This window comes from uncultured Bacteroides sp. (genome assembly GCF_937912035.1).
In the GTDB taxonomy this organism is placed as follows: domain Bacteria; phylum Bacteroidota; class Bacteroidia; order Bacteroidales; family Bacteroidaceae; genus Phocaeicola.
The window spans coordinates 102,910-128,897 of sequence record NZ_CALDPF010000034.1 but is presented as its reverse complement, the minus strand read 5'-3'; the positions used below and the strand labels follow the sequence as shown (position 1 = coordinate 128,897).

At 37.9% G+C, this 25,988-nt stretch carries 19 protein-coding genes, 1 tRNA gene, 1 pseudogene and 1 riboswitch; of the genes and pseudogenes, 8 read left to right on the top strand and 13 right to left on the bottom strand.

The window, feature by feature from the left end; translation table 11 throughout:
- Nucleotides 1–5: 5 nt before the first annotated feature.
- Nucleotides 6–2,615, bottom strand: a complete 2,610-nt coding sequence (locus Q0486_RS08985; protein WP_299232207.1) for a hypothetical protein — start codon at nt 2,613–2,615, stop codon at nt 6–8.
- Nucleotides 2,616–3,175: 560 nt separating this feature from the next.
- Between Q0486_RS08985 and Q0486_RS08980 the strand changes: the two are divergent.
- A pseudogene (locus Q0486_RS08980) lies at nt 3,176–4,339 on the top strand (IS4 family transposase).
- 170 nt (nt 4,340–4,509) lie between these two features.
- Here the strand turns inward: Q0486_RS08980 and Q0486_RS08975 are convergent.
- Together Q0486_RS08975 and Q0486_RS08970 are read right to left on the bottom strand one after the other, a co-directional pair.
- Nucleotides 4,510–4,677 carry an Arm DNA-binding domain-containing protein gene (locus Q0486_RS08975; RefSeq protein WP_299232206.1) on the bottom strand — a complete coding sequence of 56 codons (168 nt, stop codon included), beginning with the start codon at nt 4,675–4,677 and terminating at the stop codon, nt 4,510–4,512.
- A 104-nt stretch (nt 4,678–4,781) separates the two neighbouring features.
- Nucleotides 4,782–4,854, bottom strand: a tRNA-Lys gene (locus Q0486_RS08970).
- A gap of 301 nt (nt 4,855–5,155) precedes the next feature.
- Between Q0486_RS08970 and Q0486_RS08965 the strand changes: the two genes are divergently transcribed.
- The gene (locus tag Q0486_RS08965; RefSeq protein WP_299232287.1) at nt 5,156–5,950 is read left to right on the top strand and encodes a hypothetical protein; all 795 of its coding nucleotides are present in this window, start codon (nt 5,156–5,158) and stop codon (nt 5,948–5,950) included.
- A gap of 90 nt (nt 5,951–6,040) precedes the next feature.
- On the opposite strand, the gene Q0486_RS08960 is transcribed toward Q0486_RS08965, so the two are convergent.
- On the bottom strand, nt 6,041–6,613 hold the full coding sequence (locus Q0486_RS08960; protein WP_299232205.1) for a superoxide dismutase: 573 nt from the start codon (nt 6,611–6,613) through the stop codon (nt 6,041–6,043).
- A 415-nt stretch (nt 6,614–7,028) separates the two neighbouring features.
- Between Q0486_RS08960 and Q0486_RS08955 the strand changes: the two genes are divergently transcribed.
- The 4 genes from Q0486_RS08955 to Q0486_RS08940 all read left to right on the top strand — a co-directional run bounded on the left by Q0486_RS08955 (nt 7,029) and on the right by Q0486_RS08940 (nt 11,901).
- The gene (locus Q0486_RS08955) at nt 7,029–7,715 is read left to right on the top strand and encodes a hypothetical protein (protein ID WP_299232285.1); all 687 of its coding nucleotides are present in this window, start codon (nt 7,029–7,031) and stop codon (nt 7,713–7,715) included.
- A gap of 68 nt (nt 7,716–7,783) precedes the next feature.
- Entirely contained in the window at nt 7,784–8,140 is a 357-nt protein-coding gene (locus Q0486_RS08950) for a P-II family nitrogen regulator (protein WP_287678979.1), read from the top strand.
- Nucleotides 8,141–8,286: 146 nt separating this feature from the next.
- Nucleotides 8,287–9,606, top strand: coding sequence for an ammonium transporter (locus Q0486_RS08945; RefSeq protein WP_287678984.1), 1,320 nt, complete (start codon nt 8,287–8,289; stop codon nt 9,604–9,606).
- A 105-nt stretch (nt 9,607–9,711) separates the two neighbouring features.
- Nucleotides 9,712–11,901, top strand: a complete 2,190-nt coding sequence (locus Q0486_RS08940) for a glutamine synthetase III (RefSeq protein ID WP_299232282.1) — start codon at nt 9,712–9,714, stop codon at nt 11,899–11,901.
- 114 nt (nt 11,902–12,015) lie between these two features.
- On the opposite strand, the gene Q0486_RS08935 is transcribed toward Q0486_RS08940, so the two are convergent.
- Nucleotides 12,016–12,669: an HAD family hydrolase gene (locus tag Q0486_RS08935; protein ID WP_299232204.1), complete on the bottom strand. Its 654-nt coding sequence runs from the start codon at nt 12,667–12,669 to the stop codon at nt 12,016–12,018.
- Nucleotides 12,670–12,781: 112 nt separating this feature from the next.
- Here Q0486_RS08935 and Q0486_RS08930 point away from each other — a divergent pair, with 112 nt between their 5' ends.
- Both Q0486_RS08930 and Q0486_RS08925 read left to right on the top strand, forming a co-directional pair.
- Nucleotides 12,782–13,441 (top strand): DUF2490 domain-containing protein, encoded by a 660-nt coding sequence (locus tag Q0486_RS08930; protein ID WP_299232202.1) that lies wholly within the window; start codon nt 12,782–12,784, stop codon nt 13,439–13,441.
- A gap of 88 nt (nt 13,442–13,529) precedes the next feature.
- Nucleotides 13,530–14,039, top strand: a complete 510-nt coding sequence (locus Q0486_RS08925; protein ID WP_299232201.1) for a nitroreductase family protein — start codon at nt 13,530–13,532, stop codon at nt 14,037–14,039.
- 6 nt (nt 14,040–14,045) lie between these two features.
- Here Q0486_RS08925 and Q0486_RS08920 read toward each other — a convergent pair whose 3' ends face one another.
- From Q0486_RS08920 to Q0486_RS08885, 8 genes are all read right to left on the bottom strand, one after another.
- Nucleotides 14,046–15,059 carry an ABC transporter ATP-binding protein gene (locus Q0486_RS08920; RefSeq protein ID WP_299232199.1) on the bottom strand — a complete coding sequence of 338 codons (1,014 nt, stop codon included), beginning with the start codon at nt 15,057–15,059 and terminating at the stop codon, nt 14,046–14,048.
- Nucleotides 15,059–16,090, bottom strand: coding sequence for an iron ABC transporter permease (locus Q0486_RS08915; protein WP_299232197.1), 1,032 nt, complete (start codon nt 16,088–16,090; stop codon nt 15,059–15,061). Before Q0486_RS08915 ends, Q0486_RS08920 begins: the two co-directional genes overlap by 1 nt.
- A 39-nt stretch (nt 16,091–16,129) precedes the next feature.
- Entirely contained in the window at nt 16,130–17,269 is a 1,140-nt protein-coding gene (locus Q0486_RS08910; RefSeq protein WP_299232196.1) for an ABC transporter substrate-binding protein, read from the bottom strand.
- A gap of 8 nt (nt 17,270–17,277) precedes the next feature.
- On the bottom strand, nt 17,278–18,360 hold the full coding sequence (locus Q0486_RS08905; protein ID WP_299232195.1) for a hypothetical protein: 1,083 nt from the start codon (nt 18,358–18,360) through the stop codon (nt 17,278–17,280).
- 18 nt (nt 18,361–18,378) lie between these two features.
- Nucleotides 18,379–20,400 carry a TonB-dependent receptor gene (locus Q0486_RS08900; RefSeq protein WP_299232194.1) on the bottom strand — a complete coding sequence of 674 codons (2,022 nt, stop codon included), beginning with the start codon at nt 20,398–20,400 and terminating at the stop codon, nt 18,379–18,381.
- A 66-nt stretch (nt 20,401–20,466) separates the two neighbouring features.
- Nucleotides 20,467–20,674, bottom strand: a riboswitch (cobalamin riboswitch).
- A 96-nt stretch (nt 20,675–20,770) separates the two neighbouring features.
- Complete coding sequence (locus Q0486_RS08895) at nt 20,771–21,334, bottom strand: chromate transporter (protein WP_299232192.1); 564 nt, start codon at nt 21,332–21,334, stop codon at nt 20,771–20,773.
- A gap of 124 nt (nt 21,335–21,458) precedes the next feature.
- Complete coding sequence (locus Q0486_RS08890) at nt 21,459–22,001, bottom strand: chromate transporter (RefSeq protein WP_299232191.1); 543 nt, start codon at nt 21,999–22,001, stop codon at nt 21,459–21,461.
- Nucleotides 22,002–22,013: 12 nt separating this feature from the next.
- Nucleotides 22,014–25,973, bottom strand: a complete 3,960-nt coding sequence (locus Q0486_RS08885; protein WP_299232190.1) for an ATP-binding protein — start codon at nt 25,971–25,973, stop codon at nt 22,014–22,016.
- Nucleotides 25,974–25,988: the final 15 nt, after the last annotated feature.

The window sequence follows — 25,988 nt, the reverse complement described above, 5'->3', positions numbered from 1 at the left end:
TAGTATTAAAATATAATTTCAGAGTGAAGGTTAAATATTGAATTTAGTTCTTTTTCAAGATATGGCATTTCTAAAATATATGGTTTGTTATAGCTTGGATGGAATATCCCTAATCTCAATTTTGAAACTTTGATATTATAATTTCTTTCCAATATAAATTTGTATAAACTTAATTGTAAAGCATAATGATAATAAGGCGAGTTGTCTAAATTCTCTAGTGGATAAATTCCTTTTTCTCCATACTTATTGTTTTTTATTGGAAGTCCGTTTGTAATAACTTTATCACTACGTTTCCAGTCATAAATAGAAAATTCTCCATTTTGATAATCTACAAAATCAATAGTTCCTGCTATTTTATAATCCCAATCATACACAGACCATTCTGTACGGTATGGAGATAATTTAAAATTATTTGCAAATGTTTTGAACAACATAAAAGTTTTATCGTTAGGAGAATCAATGCCTTTGAAATAGTTTTCTATATTTTGATGCATTATAGTACCCAAATCTCGACTTTCTTTTCCTTTTTGCTCCCACATTTCTATTACTTCTTGCATGGAAATGCCCAGTTTCTCAGCTTTCTGTTTCGCATGAACTTCTACATCGAATTTAGGAAAAGCATTATTAACAAATGTTGTTACAGATTCTAAATGGATTCCATTTACTATGTAAGTATGGTCAGACGCATGGAAAGATATATTAGAATCAAGAGGATGAGTATTCCTTTGATTAAATCTGAATTTTTCTTTACGTGCTTCTTCTTCTTGTTTTTTAAGCTCCAGTTTTTTCTTTTCTTCTAATTTAATGTTCTCTATCCATAATTGTATTAGGTGTGAGTAAGATATATGTATATTGTTTGTTTCATTTGAAAATAAACATCTGTAATGTAAATTAAAATTTGGCGCAATAGATTTATCTTTATCTAATTTCCTCATTTTATCTGGCTTTTTTATCCAGCATATATAATATGCCCTAATATTACAATTGTTAATGTAATATATTATTTCTTTTTGGTTGTTATAGACAAAATTCCACAGAGAGGTTTCTTTCAATAATTTCGTTATTTCACTGTCAAAATGTTTTTTTGTTGTATCTATTTGTCCTCTTATTCCATTGATAATATTATCATACTCTTGGATTTTTTGGTTTTGTTCATTTTCCCATTTGATAAAATTGTTCGTTATTTCTCGTTTTTTTCTTTCAAGTTCTTGATTCATTTCATAATCTCTTATTGAAAAATAATCATAACCATTTGCATTTAGTTCACAATATCTTTCTTGTGCCTGAATATTTTCTTTTATTGCATGAATTTTATTAGATAGACTACTAATTTGATAATATAGTTCTTGTAACCTATCGTTTACTTGTTTGACATACGAATTAAAAATGATTTTAATATTTTGAACCTCATCTTTTACATCATCTTTTTTATTATATTTTTTAAAAAGGAAACGAAATAATCTTTTTCTTTCAAAAGACTTATAATAATAATCATGCTTTTCTATGCTAAGCCCACTAAAATAATAGTTAATTCCTGCAAGTATAGGAATAAAAACTTCTTGTGTGAATTGAATTTTATTATAGCATATATTTACTTCTGACTTACCGCATTTGTCATATATTGATAAGTATTTTTCTTTTAGATTATCCATTTTATCTAAAATGTCTTGACATTGTTCCTCTGTCATATTGCCAATGCTAAAGACTTGAGGTATTATTCCTGATTGAAATATATTCAGAGCATTTATAATAGGAACAGTTTGGGTCTTTCTCGAAAAACATACTTGAGCATATTCACTACAGATATATGGAAATAATGCTTCATTTTCATAATAGAGAAATGCAATTTGTGATTTTGGTGTATTTTGCGTTTTTAATTTTTCTTTATATCCAACAATGTTGTTGTAGTTTTCAGAAAAATATATTACAGACAATGGGTCACTATAATAGTTACCCAGCCATACATTTCTAAACATTAAGGAATATAATTTTAAATCTTCAAAGTGACTATTGTATAAATCTTCATAAATTATATAATAATTTTCTATTTTTTTATAATCCTCTTTTTGCTTATTTCTAAAAGATTTCCAATCAGCTAAAAAATTATCTCCGTACTTCTTTGCAAATTCCTTTTCTTTATCATTATATGTCATTGAACCTAAGCGTATAAGACCTTCTTGGTCATGTACAGGGTCTTCTATGTCAAGAATCATATTATTCATTAGGTGTACTTCTTCATAAAAGGCTCTGTTATTATCATAGTCTTCTTTTCTAACTTTAGAAATTAACCGATTTAACCTTTCTTTGAATTCAATTAGAAAATCTTCTTTATCACGATAAGGAAGGGCTTGTAAAATTAAATAAGGTTTAAGTCCATATTTAATTATAAATTCGCCATCTTTTTCATCAATTTGATATTTTCGCTCTTCTCGATGCATATCGGGATAAAGTTTGAAAGTTTTAATTTCATATCTTTTTGTTCCGTATTCTTCCTTACATTGAAAACTTGTTGTACGACCGCTAAACATTTTTATTTGTTCATAGAATTCTTGTTGAAGATTTTCTTTCAAGTATTTTTCTTTTCCTATCTTGAGAATATCAGATATTTCTGCCATAACATTCATTTATTAATCTCTTGGTAAAGATATAATATTATTTAGACTAATAAAATTATCAACTTATTAACTTTAGAAAATTAATACTTTGAGATTATAAAATGCACAAGATATTTTCTATAATTTCCTAATGGTTAATAATGTAAATAAGTATAAATATGAGAATGAAAACAATTATTGTTGCTATGCAACCTTTAGGCGTATCATTTTCATCATCATCATTAAAAATGTTGTAAGTTATATAACCTACAATGACTAATAATGCAATGAGCCAGAATGGAGTTGATGATGAATCTTTATTAACCTCATTCCAGGCGCCACGTTCTCCTCTATCGGCTAATAGTGGTATGGAGATTATTATCCCTAATAAAAAAAGTAATTAATCTATTTATCATTTTTGTTTTGTATTAATCAGTTTAACAAATAAATATATAGAGATTCTCATTAGTGTCCACTAAAAAATCATAGAAGTTCTTTGAAATTATTGAAATTCAATTTGTTATAGGAGATTTTTGGGGGAACGGATTTGAATTTACTTTTGTAGTAATTTTCAGGCCGTTATGCATAAAGACCCATATATTTTTGCCCAATTAGTTAAGTTCCTTGACCGAAGTAAATTCAATCGTATCGTTACAAAGTATGAAGGCGATAAGTATATCAAGAGCTATACCTGTTGGAATCAGCTGCTTACGATGATGTTCGGTCAGCTTCCAATCGAGATAGTCTTAGAGATTTGATTGTGGCTATTGAAGCTCATGCTGGAAAACTTTACCATCTCGGAATCGGGAAGTCTGTAACTCGGAGCAATCTTAGTAAGGCTAATGAGCAACGTAACTACCTCATCTTCGAAGAGTACGCAACATTCATGATTGCCGAGGCCCGCAAGCGTAGAATCAATAAAATATTCGAACTTGACGGTCATGTTTATGCATTTGACTCTACAACGATTGATCTGTGCCTGTCAGTGTTTGAGTGGGCTAAATTTCGCAAACATAAAGGCGGAATAAAGTTGCATACACTCTACGATATTGAAGCGGAAGTGCCTGCATTTGTGTATATTACACCTGCCAATATTCACGATTCAAAGGCTATGCCTGAGATTCCATATGAATCAGGAGCGCATTATATATTCGACCGAGGGTATAACGATTTCAGCAACCTTAATACAATAAATCGTATAGGTGCTTTCTTCATTGTACGAGCCAAAACAAATGTACGGATCAAGCCTAAAACCTGGAAACGAAGATTGCCAGAAGGTGTAGTATCGGATGTAATCGGATGCTTTACGGTTTATAAAAGTTCTAAGGATTACCCAGAGGAACTTAGAAAACTCATCATTGAAAATCCTGAAGACGGTACACGATACATCTTCCTGACAAATAATCTTGACGCATCTGCAGAGTTTATATCATCGCTTTATCGAAACAGATGGAGTGTTGAACTGTTCTTCAAATGGATAAAAACAACACCTCAGGATTAAGAAGTTCTGGGGAACATCGGAAAACGCTGTACGCATACAAATCTATTGTGCGATAATCACTTACTGCTTAGTAGCAATAGTCAAACACGATATGAAATTAGAACGTAACGTCTATGAAATTCTCCAAATACTCGGAATCTCTCTGACCGACAAAACACATCTCAGTGACTTGTTTGACAAATCGAATTTCAAAAATGTCAAAGACCGATATGATTCAAGTGAACCGAATTTATTTAATTTTTAACCTTGTCCATTTTTAGTGGACAGTAGTGAAGTGAATATTATAAATTAAGGACACCCGATTGAGTGCCCTTAATGTTACAGTATCACTTCATCCGTAAAACTGTAGTAACCTGCATTAGAAATAATGAATATGGTCTAATATCTTTATTCGCATGAAATTATATGCTTCCCTTACCTGTTTTGCTTGTTCGTCTTGAAGTCCCATTGTTCCGCTTTTATGGATAGTCCAAGACTTTGAAACTTTCTTTTACGGTCTTTGCAGACACATAACATCAGGGGATACTCTCCATTACTAAGAATTTTTGATTTGTAACATAGTACTTTAATTGTTTCGCTCATTTGTTTTTCGGTTTACACACTGGTTTACACAAATGCGCCAAAACGTAGTATATTATAATGAAAAAAGCGACTATCTTTTTGAGATAATCGCTTGAATTTCTGAGTGATCCGCTTGGGGCTCGAACCCAAGACCCCAACATTAAAAGTGTTGTGCTCTACCTGCTGAGCTAGCGAATCAATCCTGTTTGCTATCGTTATTTCTCGATTGCGAGTGCAAAGGTATGACTTTTTTTTGAAACTGCAAATTATTTATAAACTTTTTTGTGATTATTTTTACTGCTTGATGCGTAATTCTTTGATAATCAGATGTTATGTAAATGATGTTTTTTTGTTCTTATTTGTGTTTTAGGAATAGAAAGATAACTCTGTGATTATTTTTTATCAAATAATGTGTTTGTTTGATGTAATATTATGTATTTTTGCCGTATTAATATATAATAATGTACATATGAAAGTCAGAAGATTTATTGTACCGTTTATGATTTTGTTTCTTGTTTCATGTGGACAAGAAGAAAAAAAAGCTTCAGAACTATTGAGCAGAGCAGAAGCTTCATTTCGTTCGGCAAATTATAGTGAAGCCAAGTTGCAAATAGACAGTATCAGAAATTTATATCCGAAAGTGTTTGATGTGCGTAAGAAAGCAATAAAGTTAATGCAGCAGGTTGAACTGGAAGAACAGAATATTTCATTGGCATATCTTGACAGCATGTTGGCTGTTAAACAATCTGTTTTAGACTCGATGAAAGTCGGATTCGTATTGGAAAAAGATACAGCATATCAGGAGGTAGGAAACTATTTTTATCCTTCTCAGGTGGTAGAAAAGAATATAGGTCGTACGTTTCTTAGGGCTTGCGTTAGCGAAAAAGGAGAAATGTCTCTCACTTCGATTTATTGTGCCGGAGGAACGCTGAACCATACTTCGGTAAAAGTTAGTTCTAGTGATGCATTTGCTCAGACACCTGCATCACCAGATATGTATGTCACTTCAGATTTGGGACGTAAGATAGAAAAGGCAGATTATAAGGTTGGTTCAGATGGTGGAGTAGTTGGATTTATAATAGCAAATAAAGATGCCAAGTCATTGAAACTTGAATTTATTGGTGATAGAACATATAGGACTGTAATGTATTCTCCTGATATCAAGGCAATAGTTGAGGTTAGCAAATTGGCACAGGTTTTGGCTTCGATGGAGGAGATTAGAAAAGAACAGAAAGAAGCTAATTTGAAGGTTCAGTTTCTTAAAAAGAAGATAGCTGAGACCGTGATTGAGTAAAAATAAAAACGCTTTGACGTTTTAACTAAAATGCTTTGTTATTTTAATTAAAACGTCAAAGCGTTTTTTTATGAGGTGTTGAAAGCCTATTTATAATCTTTCCGCAACTTTGCTCCAGTTGATAAGTGACCAGAAGTTTTCAATAAAAGCTGCACGATTATTTCTGTAGTCAATATAGTATGCGTGTTCCCAAACGTCAATAACCATAAGTGGTGTAAAACCGTCGGTGATAGGGTTGCCGGCATTGGCTGTATTCATTATTTTCAGATTATTTTCATTGTCTTTTACGAGCCAAGTCCATCCTGAGCCGAACACGCCTAATGCTGATTTGGTAAATTCTTCTTTGAATTTTTCTATGGAACCAAATATGGAGTTTATCTTGTCGGACAGTGTTGATGGAATTTCCTTTTGCTCAGGTGTGAGCGACATGAAGAAGAATGTATGGTTCCATGTCTGTGCCGCATTGTTGAATGTTGGTCCTTGGGCGTTACGGATGATGTCTTCCAGGCTCATGTTCTCGAATTGTGTACCTGCTATAAGTTTGTTCAGGTTGTTTACATAGGTTTGCAGGTGCTTGCCATAGTGGTAATCGAAAGTTTCTTTGCTCATTTTAGGAGCTAGTGCTTCCATGTCGTAAGGAAGCTTTGGCATTTCGTGAATCATAGTAAAAACGTTTTAAAATCATTATATTGCAAAGTTATAAACTTTAGTATAATATGTTGTCAAAAGAAGGAGTTATTTATATGTTGTATGGCATAAATCCGGTATATATTTTCTCTTATATTTTAGCGATGTATTAAATAGTAAAAATGATATATGTAATAATTGAAAACTGTAATTAAAAATATCTTATTTTCTTTGGATTTGTTACTTGTGCATTTTAGTGTACATAAAGTATAGGTAAATTGAATTTTTTCTTTCAAAAAGCTGTACTTTTGCAGTAAAGAAAGACATAAAGATATAAATATAACTTTAATGCTTTCTAATAGATAGCAATAATCCATGGATGTTGGTTTAAATAAGACAAAAGTTCATTTTAAAAAGGTAAAGAGATATGAAAATGATTAAAGGTAGAAAAATGATGTTGCTTTTTGCTATTATTGGATTGGCATCAGCATCGGGTGTTAAGGCGCAGGACAAGGTTGAAGCGTCGGTAGGAGCTGACTTGGTCAGTGGTTACATCTGGCGTGGTCAGGATCTGGGTGGTGTAAGCATCCAGCCGGGAGCAGGACTTTCGTACAAAGGTTTCTCTTTGTCGGCCTGGGGGTCTGTAGGTTTTGAAGGCACAGATACTAAAGAACTTGATTTGACCCTTGGATATGAGTATGGTGGTTTTAGTGTCGGAGTGACTGACTATTGGTTTACAAGTGCGGATTCGCCTGCACGTTATTCCGATTATAAGGATGCTCATACATTTGAAGTTGCCTTGGGTTACGATTTCGGACCTGTAGCGGTCAATTGGTTTACTAATTTTGCTGGTTCGGTAGGTGTAAACGAAGATGGTAAAGATGCATATGCTTCATATTTTTCTGTTTCGGCACCATTCTCATTGGGAGGCATTGATTGGACAGCAGAGATTGGAGCCACTCCTTGGGCTAATGATTTCTATAATGGTTATTCCAACGGTTTTAAAGTTTCTGCCATAAGTCTTCAGGCATCAAAAGAGATAAAGATAACAGATTGTTTTTCTCTTCCGCTTTGGGCTCAGGCTATCTGGAATCCTACAACTAAAGGAGCATATTTCGTAGCCGGAATCAGTTTTTGATATTCTAGCATCTACATACAAATACAATATACATATACAACATACAAATACAATAACGAGACGAGATTATGAAAAAGATTGAAGCTATCATTCGCCGGACAAAGTTCGACGATGTAAAAGAAGCGCTTTTGGAAGCCGATATTGAATGGTTTTCCTATTATGATGTAAGAGGCGTGGGAAAAACACGGGAAGGACGTATATATCGTGGAGTAGTTTACGATACGAGTTCGATAGAACGTATTCTGATTTCTATTGTTGTGAGAAACAAGAATGTGGAAAAAACAGTTGAAGCCATAATGAAAGCCGCACATACAGGCGAGATTGGCGACGGACGTATATTTGTGATTCCTATAGAGGATGCTATACGCATACGTACAGGTGAAAGAGGTGATATCGCTCTTTATAATGCCGAACAGGAGAAATGATTGCATGGCTTGTCATTTTTATTGTAAAACAGAATACATCGTTTAAATAATCTTTGATTTTTATGAAAACTCTTATATCAAAGGGATGTAGCAGTACATTCCTCAGGGGCGTCGCATCCCTATCGTTAGCACTTCCTGGCGTTGTTATGGCTCAGGATACTATTTCTGAAGAAGCGGCAACTGTCGATACACTTGCCGAGACTCTGGCACAGACTACAACTGGTCTTGATACTGTATGGATGCTTTTGGCTGCTATGCTGGTATTTTTTATGCAGCCTGGTTTTGCAATGGTTGAAGCAGGATTTGCAAGATGCAAAAACACAGCTAATATATTGATGAAGAACCTTGTGGACTTTATGGTAGGTTCCATTCTTTTCTGGATTATAGGTTTCGGACTTATGTTCGGTATCGGAGGATTTGTAGGAGCTCCGCATCTCGGAAATCTGGAGATCATGGATTCTATTATCAATAACGGTCTGCCTATCGAAGGATTCCTTATTTTCCAGACAGTGTTTTGTGCTACTTCCGCTACAATCGTTTCAGGAGCTATGGCGGAACGTACAAAATTTTCAATGTATCTTATATATACAGTAGCTATCAGCGTATTGATTTATCCTGTTTCAGGACACTGGACATGGGGCGGAGGATGGTTGAGCAATGCTTCCGAAGGTTCTTTGATGGGAGATTGGTTCGGTATCGCTTTCCATGATTTTGCAGGTTCAACAGTGGTTCACTCAGTAGGTGGATGGATAGCATTGGTTGGTGCTGCAATCCTTGGCCCTCGTGTAGGTAAGTTCGGTCATGACGGTAAGGCTAAGGCTATACCTGGACACAGTTTGACATTGGCATGTCTTGGTGTATTTATCCTTTGGTTCGGATGGTTCGGTTTCAACCCTGGTTCACAGTTGGCCGCATCTGGTGAGGCAGACAGAATAGCAATCTCGCATGTGTTTCTTACAACAAACCTTGCTGCATGTGCTGGTGGTATAGTTGCACTATTCACAACATGGGTTAAATACGGAAAGCCTTCATTGTCATTTACTCTGAACGGTATTCTTGCCGGTCTGGTTGGTGTAACTGCAGGATGTGACCTCGTTTCTCCTTTAGGTGCTGCCATTATCGGTGCTATTTGTGGATTTGTAATGATATACTCTGTTGAGTTCATCGAAACCAAACTGAAAATAGATGATCCTGTTGGTGCATCATCAGTACACGGTGTTTGCGGTTCTCTTGGAACAATTCTTACAGGACTTTTTGCAACCTCAGACGGTCTCTTCTATGGAGGTGGATGGGGATTCCTCGGAGCACAGGTATTTGGTGTAATAATAGTAGGTTTATGGGCTGCATTTATGGGATTTGTAATCTTCAAAGCTCTTGACAAGATATTCGGTCTCCGTGTTTCAAAACGTATTGAAGAAGAAGGATTGGATATTTATGAACATGGTGAATCGGCATATAACAGATGATTTATAATTAATAATAAACAATGAATAATTAATAGTGAATAATGAAAACATCAACTTGTTTTTAATTTTTAATTATTAATTATTCATTGAATAACCAACAACTAAATAAATATGATTCGTTTTAATGTAGTAGAAAAGGCTTTCCAGGCAAAGCCAATGGAGGTAAGCGTACCAAGCTGCCGTCCGAGTGAGTATTTCGGAAAATATGTGTTTAACAGGGAAAAGATGTTCAAGTATCTTCCTAGTACGGTTTATGCAAAACTGGTAGATGCAATGGATCACGGAGCAGCTCTTGACAGAGCTACTGCAGATGAAGTTGCTGCAGGTATGAAACGTTGGGCAAGCGAACTTGGGGCTACACACTATACACACTGGTTCCAGCCTCTGACTGAAGGAACAGCGGAAAAGCATGATGCTTTCGTAGAACACGACGGAAAGGGTGGAATGATGGAAGAATTCTCAGGAAAACTTCTAGTACAGCAGGAACCTGATGCTTCGTCTTTCCCTAACGGTGGTATCCGTAACACTTTCGAAGCTCGCGGATACAGTGCTTGGGACCCTTCATCACCGGTATTCGTGGTAGGTGATACATTGTGTATTCCTACAGTGTTCATAGCTTATACAGGTGAATCACTCGACTATAAGGCTCCTTTGCTAAAAGCACTTAGCGCAGTAGATAAGGCTGCAGTGGCTGTATGTCATTATTTTGATACTAATGTAAAGAAAGTTACGGCTTTCCTTGGATGGGAACAGGAATACTTCCTCGTTGACGAAGGTTTGTATGCTGCTCGTCCTGACCTGTTGCTTACAGGACGTACACTGATGGGACATGAAGCTTCTAAAAACCAGCAGCTTGAAGACCACTACTTTGGAGCAATTCCTACCAGAGTGGCTGCATTTATGAAAGATTTGGAAATTCAGGCACTTGAACTTGGCATTCCGGTTAAGACACGTCATAATGAGGTAGCTCCTAACCAGTTTGAGCTTGCTCCTATCTATGAGGAATGTAACCTGGCTGTTGACCACAATATGTTGGTTATGTCGCTTATGCGTAAGGTGGCACGTGCTCACGGATTCCGTGTTCTTCTGCATGAAAAACCATTCAAGGGTGTAAACGGATCAGGAAAACATAACAACTGGTCGCTTGGTACAGATACAGGTGTGTTGCTGATGGGGCCAGGAAAGACAACGGAAGAGAACCTTCGTTTCGTGACATTCGTAGTAAATACATTGATGGCTGTTTACAGACATAACGGATTGCTGAAAGCTTCTATCATGAGCGCGACAAATGCTCACCGTCTGGGAGCTAACGAAGCACCTCCAGCAATTATCTCTTCTTTCCTTGGTTCACAGCTGAGCAAAGTACTTGACCATATCGAGGAAAATGCCAACGAAGATTTGGTTTCCCTTGGTGGAAAGCAGGGTATGAAGCTTGATATTCCTCAGATTCCTGAATTGTTGATAGATAATACAGACCGTAACCGTACTTCACCTTTCGCGTTTACAGGAAACAGATTCGAGTTCCGTGCTGTAGGTTCGGAAGCTAACTGTGCAAGTGCGATGATTGCCTTGAATACGGCAGTTGCAGAACAGCTTGTTATATTCAAAAAAGAAGTGGATGCCCTTATAGAACAGGGTGAACCTAAGGTTTCTGCTCTTCTTCAGGTATTGCGCAAATATATCAAGGAAAGCAAACCTATCCGTTTCGATGGCAACGGTTACAGCGAAGAATGGAAAGAAGAAGCTCTCAAACGTGGATTGGATTGCGAGACCAGCTGTCCTGTTATCTTTGACAACTATCTGAAACCTGAAAGTGTGGCCATGTTCGAATCTACAGGTGTAATGACACGTAAGGAACTTGAGGCACGCAATGAGGTGAAATGGGAAACTTATACCAAGAAAATTCAGATTGAAGCTCGTGTATTGGGTGATTTGGTTATGAACCATATAGTGCCTGTTGCTATCAGCTATCAGACTAAACTCATTGACAATGTATTCAAGATGAAGAGCTTGTTTGCAGCTGAAGAAGCCGAGAAACTTTCTGCAGGTAATGTTGCTATAATCAAAGAAATATCTGAACGTACGGCATATATCAAGGAACATGTTGATGCAATGGTTGAGGCCCGCAAGGTAGCAAATAAGATAAGTTCCGAACGCGAAAAGGCCATAGCTTATCACGACAATATCGCTCCTATGCTTGAACTTATCCGTTATCATATTGATAAGCTTGAGTTGATAGTTGACGATCAGATGTGGACTTTACCTAAGTATCGTGAGTTATTGTTCATACGATAACATATACGATTCTCTATTTATTGGTTGTTTAATTCAGAGAAAGAGCCGGTACGCCGTGATGGTGTATCGGCTCTGTGTGTTGTTATGATAGTATTAATGTATTTACTACTTTATTTATTGTTCCAATAAGAAACTTTTCAACTCTTTCGCATCATCGGCAATGAAATCCGGTTTATATGCTTCAAGTTCTGTTCTAGGACGGAATCCCCAGCTTACTCCTACAGTTTTTACTCCTGCATTTTTACCAGTTTCCATGTCAACGCATGAATCGCCAACGTACACGATTTCTTCTTTACATATACCTGCATGTTCTGATATCTCATTTACTATTGTAGGGTCCGGTTTTGATGGAACTCCATCACGCTGCCCGAGTATTTCGCAGAAGTTTATGTCAGGAAAATACTGTCTTACCAGCTTTACGGCTGCTGCCTGATATTTATTTGAAGCTACTGCTATCTGTATGTTGTTTTTCTGCAGATCTGCCAGAAGACTGTTCATTCCGGGATAAGGTTTGCTCAGATCTGAATTGTGCGCATCGTAATAAGGTACAAATTCAGAGCGTATTTTCATAACATATTCATCGTTTCTCTTATCTTCAGGCAATGCACGTTCGAACAGCTTGTTTATTCCGTTTCCTACGAAAAACTTATATTCTTCTTCGTTATGTGTAGGAAGTCCATATTGTTCAAGTGCATAGTTGGTAGCCGCAGCCAAATCGGCTATTGTGTTCAGTAATGTGCCGTCTAAATCGAATATTACAAGTTTCATGAATAAAGAATTTTCTTTTTGTTTGATTATCCTATAGTTTATAAATCGACTGCAAACTTAGTTAAATCGTTTGATTTGTTATATCTTTGTGATTGTAAAAAGTTATAAAATTATGAAAACACATAGGTCGGGTATATTATTGTTGGTATTTTGCGGGCTTCTTGCATTGGTAAATTTTCCATTGATTGCACAGGAAAGAGCTGACTGGAGTTCATGGACTTCTGTAAATGTAAACCATAAGTTTAATAAGAACCTTAGGATTATGTCGAAAGTGCAAGTCAGGTCAAGGGATAATTTCAGTGCTTTTGAGAGATTTTTTATAAATGCCGGATTGGGTTACAGGGTTCTGCCAAAATGGGAAGTGAAAGGTGTTTTTGCCTATCATCGCAGGAGCAGTGTTTCGAAGGGTAACTTCAATGCCTACAGATATCATTTGGGTTCTGAAGTATTCTGGAAGAAGGGCGATTTCAGAATCCGCTGGAGAGAGAGGTTTCAGCATACATTCGCTTTAGGCGATGATGAGATGATAATTCGTTCCAGACTGATGTTTGACTATAATATACCATCAACTATATTGGTCCCTTATTTTTCAATTGAGGCCTTCAATGATTTGGAGAATAATGATTCTTTCAAAGCAGAAAGAATCCGATATATGCCGGGATTAAGGATAAATCTTACTGATATGTATTCATTATCAGTTTTTTATTGCAGGCAGGATGATATTTCCACAAAGACCAATATTGCGGGTGTGGAATTTATAGTCAATCTGTAATAGATTAAAAAGAAACATTTTGCCTCATACAGTTTTATAACGGACAACTAGACAGCTTTATAATTGTACAACTTTAATACTTTAATTTATGAGTTTTCTTGATTTGGTAAATAAGCGTTATTCTGTACGTTCATACGAAGAACGTCAGATTGAGAAAGAGAAGATAGATTATATCATGGAATGTGTTCGTATGGCTCCGTCAGCCGTGAACTTCCAGCCGTGGAAATTCTATATTGTAACGGACAAAGATAAGCTGAATGATATAAAGTCAACTTATAAGCGTGAATGGATAATGTCTGCTCCATGTATCATTGTGGCATGTGCCAAACATGATGAGTCATGGCATCGCCGTTCGGACAATAAAGATCATGCAGATATTGATTTGGCAATAGCTATTGAACATCTGTGTCTTTCTGCTGCGGAACAGGGGCTAGGAACTTGCTGGGTTTGTAATTTCGATGCTGCACTCTGTCATCAGCTGATGTCCTTGCCTGAGGACATGGAACCGGTTGCTCTTATTCCTATGGGGTATACACCTGATACAGAAATTCCAGAGAAGAAAAGGAAGGATATGAATGAGATCTGTGTATATATCTGATATTTCTTAACTTAGTATAGATATAAGCTCTCCGAAACTGCCGCAACTATAGTTCTTTTCATCGATATGTAATTGCATTTCTGATGATGACAGGACTTTAAGTTCCGGCAGTTTTTTGTCTTCCTGTGCAGCCTGTTTGTCCAGACACAGAAATCCGTGGCGGTTCAGTACGTTCTGTGTCCAGTGTTTAAGTATCTGGTCGTCTGTATATAGTATGATAGAACGATTGGCTTTCACGGTAGGGGAGTATCCTCCGTGCATAAGGTCGAATTTAATCTCTGCTTCAGGAAAAAGCCGGTCCATCAGTCCGGATAATATTATGTCTTCCGTCACTCCGGAATGTATTCCGTTTTTCGGAGTGAGCAGCCATAGATAGTCGGCTGTAACCAGCGCCTGCTCTATGTCGTGGGTGGAGAGTAATATGGCTTTGTTTTCTTCGTGCGCCAGACGGTGGAGTAATGTGAGTATTTCTATTCTGCTTACTGCATCAAGGAATGCGGTAGGTTCGTCAAGTAGTATTATAGGACATTCCTGTACTATGGCTTTGGCTATCATGGCCTTTTGGCGTTCTCCGTCTGAGAGGTTAGCCGTATAAGTTTCTGCTTTATGGCTTATTCCTGTAAGATGTAGCGCATGGTCTATTATTTCTTTGTCGTAGGCAGACAAGCGTCCGAAGAAACCGGTGTGCGGTTGGCGTCCAAGGGCTACAAGCTGTCGTACTGTCAATGCTCCTGCAAAAATTCTTTCCGTCAGTACAAGTCCGATGGTGCGCGACAGTTCCTTTTCAGAATATCTTTCTAAAGGTTTGTCCATAATGTTGAGGCTACCGTCCAATATAGGTTGCGATGCGGAGATTGTGCGTAGGAGAGTTGACTTTCCCGCACCGTTCGGACCAAGCAGACATGTCAGGTTGCCTCCCTTCAGTGTGAAGTTGAGGTTGGACTGTACGGTAGTTTTTCTGTTTTTCGTGTGGTAGCCGATATTCAGATTGGAAGCTGTAATCACGTCGTTATTTTCCATCAGTTAAAGTATTGTATTTTCTTCTGGTTTATAATTACATATATTATTACCGGAGCTCCGAGTACCGGTGTTACGGCATTTATCGGTATGATACCATTCTCGCCCGGAAGTATGCTCACTATCGAACATAACAGAGCCATTGCTGCTCCGCAGAGTGCGGTTGTGGGGAGAAGTGAGTTATGGTTTGATGTTCCTAGCAGAAGCCGTGCAATATGAGGTACAGCCAGCCCGATAAACGAAATCGGTCCGCAGAATGCAGTTGTTACGGCAGTCAGTATTCCTGTTGACAGCAGGAGCAAATTCCTTGTTCGGCGGATATTTACGCCAAGATTTTCCGCATATCTCGTTCCCAGCAAAAGAGCATTCATAGGCTTTATGAGCATTACGGATATTGCCAGTCCTATTAGTATCATTGAAGAAAAGGCAGGAAGTTGAGTGAGCGATACACCTCCGAAATTTCCCATTCCCCATGTGACGTAGGAGTGTACTCCTTCGGCTGTAGAGAAGAAGTTTAGAAGTGATATTGCCGAGGAAGTGACGTACCCTGTCATAATTCCGGCTATTAGAAGCATGACGTTGTTCTTTATCAGTGTGGATAGAAACAGGATGAATGCCATTATGGCGAATGCGCCTGCCATAGCTCCAGCTATGACGGACAGAAATCCGCTGAGACTGATGGTAGATACCGTTATGCTTCCTCCCATACCAAGTATTACCAGTGCGGCTCCGAGACTGGAGCCGGAACTTATTCCCAGTATGGAAGAATCTGCCAGAGGATTGTTGAATACAGTCTGCAGCATAAGTCCGGACACTGCAAGCGCGGCTCCTGTTAGTATAGCGGTAATGGTCTGTGGCACACGCGACTGCAGGACAATGTAAGTCCAGCTGGCTTTTTCCGCCTCTCCACCTGAAAGTATATCAGTAACTACAGATGCCGGAATACTGACTGAACCATAATACAGACTTATGGCGGCAAGGGTTACAGTCAGGATGGCAAGCAGTGCTATATATATGGTATTCCTGTTTCTCAAAATTTTATTCTTTAATAGACGAGTAATCAAAATCAACAGTTAAAACTTCAATTCTGTATAATACCGTGTCTTTTCATTTTTCATAATTTCCGGATGGAAGATTATAATCAGGTCTCTGAGCAGAGCCTCCGGATGAAAAGGCGTCTCTTCGTAAAAGTTTGTGTACGAGGTATTGCATCCAAAGATACGCTTATTTTTCCATGCGTCAAAATTAGTGTATGGAGAGTAGTCGTTTTTCAGTTCGGAGTATGTCTTGTTCTGCTTCTGATTGTACTTTATTAGCCAGAAGTCAGCTTTCTGACCTTTGTCCATAACTGTCTCGAACGACATAGGCACTGAACCGCTTTCCTTTGTATAGCTGAATATGTAGTCTGCTCCGGCATCGTTTATCATCCTGGCCGTGGTGCTTCTTCCTCCGGGAACATACCATGCAGATGAATATTTCAATTCAGTAATCACAGTAGGGCGGTCGTGGACATCTTTTGTCATATGTTTCAGAGTGAGATATTGTTTCTCTATTTTTCTGAACAGTGAGTCTGTCTCTTCCTCTTTACCCGTAAGGAGTCCATAAAACTTCATCCATTCTGCTCTGCCTAGGGGAGATGTCTCCATATAGTCGGCACATTCTATGATGGGTATTCCTATACTTTCTATTCTTCCATACCCGCCGCTGTTTTCAAAAGGAGAGAGCAGTACCGCATCGGCATTGAGGTCGATAATCTTTTCTATGTCCGGACTCATTGACGAGCCGCAGTCGGCTATAGAGTCTTTTTCATACATTGTTTTTATCTGTGGATGCTTGATATACTGAATGTCGCACACTCCGGCTATGGATTTGATGGCTCCTGTTTCGGCCAGGAGAGAGTTGTGAACAGATGAGTAAACAATGGCATTACTCAATGGGGTACGAATTATAGTTCCTTCGGGCAGATTGCCGGTGTCGGTATTCTCTCTGTCTGTCAGTATGTACGTATGCAGAGTTTTCAGTGTGTCCCATGGATTGCGCAGTTCCACTTTGGTGTAATCCTTGAATTTCAGAATTCTGATGTTTTCGGCATAACTGAATTTTACTGTATCGACAGGCGTTTCAGAATGCGAGGAAGTCCTGCTTCCTCCGCTGCATGCAGAGAGAAGCAGGACTAATGTTACTATATTGGCAGATAGTATTTTTTTTATCATGTCTGTATTTATTCAGTTACGAACTTGACGTTTGTAGTATAGGCTCCTGTTTCAAATTTGCTTTTGAAATTGCCGTTTTCATCATATATATATACTTCGCTCAACTGTCCGTATGGATTGCTTATAATATATACGTCTCCCGAGTTAGGATCTGCTATGATTCCACCTGGAGTGTTAACCTCGCTGATATCTATGAATTTGCTCTCTTCTTTAGTCTTGATGTCATATACGAAACATTTAGCTTTGTCCTGGAAGTTATATTCTGAATATATAATATACATTTTGTCGCCTCTGTTTGTTATATAACTTGCTTTGAAGAGTTCTTCCACTTCGTAAGTCTGTGGATTGATTTTTTGCAGTGTTGAGTAGATACGTTCGTCTTCAGGCTGGTCTTCTGTAGGGTAGTTTCCTGCGGATACAACATATATGTTTCCATCACTGCCGACTATGTTTTGTGTATAAGGATTAAGTATAACTTCTATATCTTCTATTTTTTCCATTGTTTCGGCGTTGATTACATAAACGATGTTTCCGCTGCCGTCCATATCGTAGTTTGATTTGTTTACAAACAGTTTCCCTGCGTTGTATGATAGTCCCTCAAGCTTACCTTCAAATTTACCTTCCTTGGTGATTTCCATATTCAGTGTATCAAGTTTTGATACGGTACCGTCGTAGGCCGTGATGAATACATATCCACCACCTGCAGCCGCATAGCGTGGCTTTTTCGGTTGATTGGCATCGTTCATCATAGGTATGGTTTTGATGATCTTGCCGTTCTTTTCCAGGATTTCTATCTTTGACGATGTGGTGGAAATGGCATAAAGTTTCGAACCGTATATACACAAATCCTGTAAGTCGCCTATACCTTTTTGGTTCTGCAGCATATATATGTCCTCTGATACGGTACTTGTTTTGGCATCGTATCCTTGTATTGAACCGTCGTTTTTTCCCCAGTTTCCTGTATTTACAATGTAAGCTCCATAAGTTGTTACTTCAGGATTACCATCGTTAGGATTAGGATCGTTGTTTTCACATGAAATCAATCCTGTCATAAGTGGCAAAAGGCTCAGATAATAAAATACTTTTTTCATTGTCTTTCTGTTTTTATGTTATAGATAATAGTTAATAGATATTTTATAGTTACGTCCCGGCATAGGGTAGAAGCGAATTATTTCATAGTTCTTTCCGCCGAGGTTGAGTGCGTCAAGCTGAATCTTTATTTTATGTTTTCCGAAGTTGAACTTTCTGTAGATTGATACGCCATGGTCGGTGTAAGGATCTATTCTGTACGATGGCAGGTTTTGTGCGAAAGTATATCTTTCGGATGATGCTATCATGTTATAAATGATATTTACCCACGGTGTTTCCAGCGTGATACTTGATGTGCCGTAATGTTTCGGAGTATATATGATTTGGTTTCTCCAAGTTTTTGATGTCTTGTCAGTGATATCTTCTGCTTGAGTGAAGTTGTAACTTCCTGTAATATATAAATTGACATTCTCTGTTATATTACATTCTGCAGATACATTTATGTCTGTGCCGATAGTTTCCACTTTTCCGACATTCATCATCTTCCATACGAACATGGTTGGAACTGCCACGATTTTGTCGTTAACTACATTGTAATAAGCGTCAGTGGAAAGGCTTATAAATTTCAAGTGGCTTTCCGGTATGTATTTGCTCCAAGTTATTCCCAAATTTGCCTGTCGTGTGGTTTCAGGTTTAAGTTTTGTATTTCCTATCAGTGTATAATACAGGTCATTAAATGTCGGTGTACGGAATATATCTTTATAAGAGGCCCTGAATCTCAGATTATGATTATCGAATGGTTTCCATGACATACTGAATGCAGGCGAAAGGCGTTTGCGGTCATCTGACGCCTTGCCTGTCTTTACCTTTTCCGTAATGTAGGTATTTAACAGCGATGCTGAAGCTGTGAACCTTTTGAGTTCATATCTGGCAGCTATTACACTGAGTGAAGTATATCTGTGTGGAAATTTTGAGTTTCTTAGGTTTGTATATAAATAATTGTAAGCAAAATCTTGTGCAAACGAGACTGACAGATTTTTTATCGGATTGGCAAATATTGTAGCTGACAGGTATGTTTCTGTTTGTTTGTATCTGTCGTCTGTTATTCCTGAAGCCTCGTTATTGTAGTCACGGGTCCAAGTATAGTTGAATTTTCCCAGTGCTTGGATTTTCAGCTTCTCACTCCATAGCTTTTCATATCTGCTTTGAACAAAATAATTCTTGTCATATAGTCTTTCTGCAGCGTATGGGTTGTCATATACCACACTCCCTGGGAGTCCTCTTCTTGAATCGAACATATAGGCTTTGAACTGTAATTCCTGGTTCTTATGTAATGATGCATATACATTTGCTTCGGCACGCCATGTACGAATGTCGCTGTTGTTCCTTTTAGAGTCGATCAGATGATTGCCGTTCCACATCTTGAACGGATAGTCACCGTCGGCTTGCAGATAATCGCCGTATAATGAAATTCCTATTCTCTTTGTAAAATTCTGCATATATAGAATGGACGGGTTTATCATACCGAACGATCCTATCTTGACATTTGAGTAGATTTTTGCAGATAAGTTTTCAGAGTCAGGGCGTGATGTCTGTATGTTCAATACGCCTGCCGAAGCGAATGCTTTAGCCGACTGATAGATGTTATCTGTCTGACCGATAGTCATTGATAGCTCTGATACATTGCTTAGTGAATATCTGGATACATCTATTTGCCCAGATTGGCAGTCGCTTACGCTCACTCCATCGTATGTTACTCCGGTGTGTTGCGCTCCCATACTTCTTACAGAAACAGTTTTCAGACCACCTATGCCTCCATAATCTTTTACACTTACTCCAGAGAAATGTTTTACAGCTTCAGCTACATCATATGTCCCCATACGTTCCAGTTCACTTTTATTCATGACCTGAAACGGTGATGTTGCCGTCAAAGAAGGTGGAGTTTTTCTCGCACTGACGGTAACATCAGGGATTTGATGTACTTTTCCTGTTATGCTGTCCTGGCTTGTGTTTTGTGAATATAAAGAAACTATCGGTATAAATGTAATTATACCTGATATCACGAAAATACACATCCGGACAAAGTCATTCAGTTTGCCCATTTCTTACTCAATAAGTGTCTTACAAAAATTACATGTATCCGCATCAGTCTTTCCTCGAGAATGGTGTGGCATGATTTCTTGTTTTGCAGGTCTTCTGACTTACTCCGGATGGCTTTACCTTCCCGTCATCAAGTTCGACAGTGGTTAAACAGATATTAAGCATCCTTATTATGTGGAGATTACAGCAGCGGGACTGTCCGGGATTTTCACCCGATTCCCTTTTCATCCTCATCCTGTAAATAGGCATATTGGAACAAAACATTGCAAATATATGAAAAAAACGGAAAATTGAAAATCATTTATTTTATTTTCGCACTTTTACTATATATGAAATGCAATCTTCAGATACTATGAGTAATTAGATGATGTGTCAATATAATATAAATCCGGCGATGCCGCAGAGTATGATAAGAAGTATAGGGTTGACTTTATATTTGTGTGAAGCAATGAACACTGAAGCGAAAATCGCTATGCTCGTTATTATGCTGTAAGTGTCCGAACCAAAATTTTCGGTATTCATAAGTACAAGGGCAGCAGATGCTAAAAGTCCCACTACTCCTGGGCGTAACCCGTCGAATACAGAAGCTACTACAGGATGTTTCTGATATTTCAAAAAGAATTTGCTTATCAATATCATCAGGATGAATGAAGGCAAGACTACAGAACATGTTGCTATGGCAGAACCTAAAATACCTATTCCATGAGAGTAGCCGGCATTTACTACAGCTGTATAACCAACGTATGTGGCTGAGTTTATACCGATAGGGCCGGGTGTCATCTGACTGATAGCAACTATATCTGTAAATTCAGAAGAACTGAGCCAGTCATGACGTGTCACAACTTCACCTTGTATCATGGATAACATTGCATAGCCTCCGCCAAATCCGAAGAGACCTATCTTGAAGAAAGTATAGAATAGTTGTAGGAATATCATTTGATTAATTATTGATTTAAATATTAAATGTTGACGAAGTTAATTAAGAATAGATGAAGTCAACTTAAAGTTAAAAAGTAAATTATGCGTGTAGGAACTGACTGTTAGCTTTTCGTCAATAGGTCTAACTTTCGTTTTTTCTTTTATAGCGTCCGTAAATGTATCCACCTAATCCGGAAAGTATTATAATATAGATTGGAGAAAATCCCAATAGCCATATCAGTAATGCTGATACAACGGGAATCCAGATGTTATATCTGCTGATTCGTGCTGTTTTTGCCATTTTGAAAGTTGGTGCAGCTATAAGGGCTACTACTCCCGGACGTATACCTTTAAATATCCGCTCTACAGGCTCTAGATGTTGGAATTGTCTAAAGAAAAGTGCAATGGCTAGAATAATCAGAAACGAAGGCATTATTGTACCTAAGGCCATGAAAAATGCCCCCCAGAATTTGTGTAACTTATAGCCTATGAAGATAGCTATATTAACAGCAAAGATACCAGGCACGGTTTGCGATAATGCCATAAGATCCAGAAACTCCTCTTTTTTTATCCATTTTCGTTTGTCTACTATCTCCGCTTCTATCAGTGGTACCATGGCATATCCGCCACCTACTGTGAATAATCCTATACGGAAGAATATTATAAAATATTTAAGGTATAGCATGTTGTTGTTTTTTTAATTCTTAATTGATTTCATATAGTCCCTCGGCGGAATTCCATAATACTTCTTGAACGTATCTGTAAAATATTTTGGGTCGGCAAATCCAAGCATATCCGATACTTCTGATACTGTGTACTTCTGTGTTTCAAGTAGTATGACAGCCTCTTTCATACGTATATTTCTGATAAGCTCGGCAGGTGGTTCACCGGTCAGTGCCTTAATTTTGTTATAGAAACTTGTACGGCTCATGTTCACAGCCGCACACAAGGTATCTACGTTCAATCCTGTTCCCAGACCTTCCTTGATGAGTCCGGTAACTTTACGTATGAATTCTTCGTCAAGTGATGAAACCATCTGTGGAATATCCTCACCTTCGGACGATCTCTTCTTTTCCGGACTATCTTCACTTAGTACAGGTAATGACACCAAAAGTTCTTGTAGTCTTTTCCTTATGAGGTCTCTATTCTCAAGCACATTGCTGATGTTAGCTTTCAGAAGAGTCATGTCAAATGGTTTTACAATATACAAGTCGGCTTTGGTTTTCAGTCCGTCTATTATATCCTTTTTCTCTCCCAAAGCTGTAAGCATGATGAATGGGATATGGCTTGTGGCCATATTTCCTTTCACAACTCTGCATAGTTCATGTCCGTTCATAACAGGCATCATAACGTCCGAAATAATGAGGTCAGGCTGTACTTTCCTTATAATATCCAGAGCTTCTTTACCGTTCTCGGCTTCCGATGTGTTGTATGTATCTGCCAGTGACTGTACGATAAATTTCCTCAATGCATCATTGTCCTCTACAATCAACACGTGCGGAGCACCAACAGGGGCACTCTTTTCCGTTACTTGTAAATTATCGGACAAAGCTTCGTCCTGTGAGGCTATAGTATATGCCCAACCGTCCTGAGAAGGAACTTCCTGAATTTCTGAAACTTTTTCATCGTGGTGGATAAATTTTCTACTGTTTATTGGAAAAGACAGATGAAACTTCGTTCCCGCATTTTCCTCGCTGGTGAATGTAATACGTCCCTCATGATTCTGTATCAGTCTCCAGGTCAGTAACATACCTATTCCAGATCCGGTGATAAGCTGATTAGTTGCATTCTGACCTCGGAACATATATCTGAACAGCTTTTTCTGATCCTTTTTGGGAATGCCTATACCTGTGTCTGATATTTCAATATTCCAGTTTCTCCTGTTTTGCGATGTATTCACGCTTACTGTTCCACCTCTTGGAGTATATTTCAGAGCGTTTGAGATAAGGTTTCTCAATATTGAGTCCATTTTATTACGGTCTATCCATACTTCAAGACTCTCGAAGTCACTCTTATATACTAGTGTCACTCCCTCTTGTTGTGCATAGTTTCTGAACTGCCCCAGATATTCTTTCAGATAAGAGTTCAACTCGTATTTCCTTACGTTAGCCTGCTGAGTGTACAGTTCTTCTTTTTGGAAATTCATCAGTTTGTTGGCCAATTCGGACAGATTATCCGTGTTCTGCAGCGCTAGGTTTATATTCATGGTTCCCTCTTCAGAAAGTTTCTCGTTTTTAAGAATCTCTCCCAAAGGAGCCTTGATAAGTGTAAGAGGTGTACGTATGTCGTGAGCTGTATGTATGAAGAAGTTTATCTTCTCTTGTGATATACGCCTGTCTTTTTTTATCATCTTGTATCTGTAAAGAGAGAAGGCAGCTCCGAACACAAATATAATATAAAGTATAATAGCCCATGGAGTGAGCCACAGCGGACTGTTTATTACTATTCCAATGGTCCTTTCCTCTAGCAACTGGTTGTTGTCCAACAAAATGGCGCGTATTCTAAGCTTGTACTCACCAGGTGATATATTCGTATATCTTATCATTCCAGCTTCACTTGGTGTGCTCCACTCGTCGAAGAAGCCTTCCAGTTTCCACGTGTAGTATATGTTAGAAGGATTGTCATAGTTCACCGATGATACGTTTATTGAGAAAGTGTTCTGGTCGTAATCCAGTTCCAACAGAGAAGTCTCATTTATATGCTTTTTCAGTGGTGAATCCTTTTCTCCTGGGTATACAGGTCTGTACATGATGCTCAAATTGTCTAGCACTGTATGAGACGAAAATCTTTCTGGCAGCCGCATACTGTCCGCCAATACTATAGCTCCTTCGTTGCTGCCAAGAATAATCTCTCCTTGCTTTGTATTTACAGCTGCTCCCTGATTGAAGTTATATGCTGCGAGCCCTTGTTCGCCAGTCCAGTTTGTGAATACGCTATCCTTAATCTTGAATAATGATATACCATTTTCCGTTCCAAGTATTATATCACCATACTTGTTCTCAACAATGCTGTAGATATTGTTGGTTATAAGACTGCAGTTTGCCGTAGTGTAATGTGTTACTTCTCCTGTTACGTTATCTATCATCAACAGTCCGTTTCCGTATGTACCAACGAATGTATGTTGTCCATTCCCGGTTATACATATAGCATTTATACATCCAACTTCATGTTCTGTTTTGAATCTTTCCAGTTTCTCATCTTTTTTTCTGAATATATACAGTCCGTTTATTGTCCCTATCCACATCGACAACCTGTCTCTCTCTCTGATACATGTGATAGGATATACAGAAGGATAAATACTTGTGTGTCTTTCTTTTTCATTATAAGCCCTCAGACTATGGAAACCACCTCCCCACAAAATATTGTCTGAGTCTCTGACTATACTTCTTACATATTTGTCTGGGGTCTCTTCGTCACCCACTGTAAGCCGTATGGCATATTCGGCTTTTTGCTTTTTTTTGTTTATACGGTATATACCAGACATATATCCTCCTGCCAGAATTTCTCCAGTTTTATATTCGCACAGTGAAGTAAATATATGATTGTCATTTTCCGGGTTTTTGGTGAAAGCTGACAGGTAGTTTGTCCATTTTTTTGTTGAGCGGTCATAGCAACTGATACCGTTGCTTGTGGCAAACCATATATCACCTTCCGAATCAGTCATGATAGCGTTTATTCTGTTGTCTACCAGTGAATTGTTATTGTCCTTTGAATGTCTTATCCATTCGTAAGGTTGATATTTCTCTGTGTATACAGTAATACCTGTAGGGTAGATAACATTCCATATTCTTCCGTCATGGTCAATGCACAAGTCTTTTACTATACTTCCGTTCATTCTGTTAAGTCTCGAGTAGTCCTCCGTCAGGAACTTTCCGAATGTTCTATCCTTTAGGTTCAGTCTGTAAACGCCGTCTCCATCTGTTGCTATAAGAACTTCGCATCCTGATCCTCCATACGGTTTAATAGTGTTTATGCTTACGTCTGTCAGGAGTTTACCTACACTGTAAAGCTCAGCTTTTATTGTGTCGTATACATATAGTCCGTCTGTCAGAGTATTAATAATAAGATATTCTGTATCTTTGTGATAGTATATGTAGTCTGTCAGTCCAAATTCATTAAGTATTACATTTTTTACAGAATGTGAATTATCAGTTTTTATACTTATTTTATATATATGTTTTTTAGATGCTAGAAAATATTCTCCATTATTCTTGCCTTCTGTTATATATGAGATGTCTTCATCTATTACGCTTTTTATGCATGTAGAACTGTCTTTCTCTGTATTATATATTATAATGTCATTATTGCATGTCATTAGTATTTCATTGTTGGCAAGACAGACTGCTGATACTGGCAAGTCGGTGTATTGCGGATAAGCCTTCTTCATATCGAAGACCATACTGAATGAATCTTTCATTTCGTCATACTTGAATACATATCCGTCTTTACCAGTTTCCCAAAGGGAATTTTTTCCATCTGTTGATAAGATGTTCAGATTAGGATAGAAATTTACTATGCTTTTATCCCTATTGAGCTGATAATGCTTGAAATTCTTTCCGTCGAATCTGTCCACACCTTTGTGTGTCAGAATCCACATATATCCCTGATTACCTTGACATATTGATAGGACACGTCGGCTGCTGAGGCCGTCTTTCATATCAATATATTTGTA

What these genes read in the sequence shown, in the direction of transcription:
- Q0486_RS08985 (WP_299232207.1), bottom strand. Translation starts at nt 2,615, where the DNA reads ATGGCAGAAATATCTGATATTCTCAAGATAGGAAAAGAAAAATACTTG.
- Q0486_RS08975 (WP_299232206.1), bottom strand. Translation starts at nt 4,677, where the DNA reads ATGAGCGAAACAATTAAAGTACTATGTTACAAATCAAAAATTCTTAGT.
- Q0486_RS08965 (WP_299232287.1), top strand. Translation starts at nt 5,156, where the DNA reads ATGATTTTGTTTCTTGTTTCATGTGGACAAGAAGAAAAAAAAGCTTCA.
- Q0486_RS08960 (WP_299232205.1), bottom strand. Translation starts at nt 6,613, where the DNA reads ATGATTCACGAAATGCCAAAGCTTCCTTACGACATGGAAGCACTAGCT.
- Q0486_RS08955 (WP_299232285.1), top strand. Translation starts at nt 7,029, where the DNA reads ATGATGTTGCTTTTTGCTATTATTGGATTGGCATCAGCATCGGGTGTT.
- Q0486_RS08950 (WP_287678979.1), top strand. Translation starts at nt 7,784, where the DNA reads ATGAAAAAGATTGAAGCTATCATTCGCCGGACAAAGTTCGACGATGTA.
- Q0486_RS08945 (WP_287678984.1), top strand. Translation starts at nt 8,287, where the DNA reads ATGGCTCAGGATACTATTTCTGAAGAAGCGGCAACTGTCGATACACTT.
- Q0486_RS08935 (WP_299232204.1), bottom strand. Translation starts at nt 12,669, where the DNA reads ATGAAACTTGTAATATTCGATTTAGACGGCACATTACTGAACACAATA.
- Q0486_RS08930 (WP_299232202.1), top strand. Translation starts at nt 12,782, where the DNA reads ATGAAAACACATAGGTCGGGTATATTATTGTTGGTATTTTGCGGGCTT.
- Q0486_RS08925 (WP_299232201.1), top strand. Translation starts at nt 13,530, where the DNA reads ATGAGTTTTCTTGATTTGGTAAATAAGCGTTATTCTGTACGTTCATAC.
- Q0486_RS08920 (WP_299232199.1), bottom strand. Translation starts at nt 15,059, where the DNA reads ATGGAAAATAACGACGTGATTACAGCTTCCAATCTGAATATCGGCTAC.
- Q0486_RS08910 (WP_299232196.1), bottom strand. Translation starts at nt 17,269, where the DNA reads ATGATAAAAAAAATACTATCTGCCAATATAGTAACATTAGTCCTGCTT.
- Q0486_RS08905 (WP_299232195.1), bottom strand. Translation starts at nt 18,360, where the DNA reads ATGAAAAAAGTATTTTATTATCTGAGCCTTTTGCCACTTATGACAGGA.
- Q0486_RS08900 (WP_299232194.1), bottom strand. Translation starts at nt 20,400, where the DNA reads ATGGGCAAACTGAATGACTTTGTCCGGATGTGTATTTTCGTGATATCA.
- Q0486_RS08895 (WP_299232192.1), bottom strand. Translation starts at nt 21,334, where the DNA reads ATGATATTCCTACAACTATTCTATACTTTCTTCAAGATAGGTCTCTTC.
- Q0486_RS08890 (WP_299232191.1), bottom strand. Translation starts at nt 22,001, where the DNA reads ATGCTATACCTTAAATATTTTATAATATTCTTCCGTATAGGATTATTC.
- Q0486_RS08885 (WP_299232190.1), bottom strand. Translation starts at nt 25,973, where the DNA reads ATGAAAGACGGCCTCAGCAGCCGACGTGTCCTATCAATATGTCAAGGT.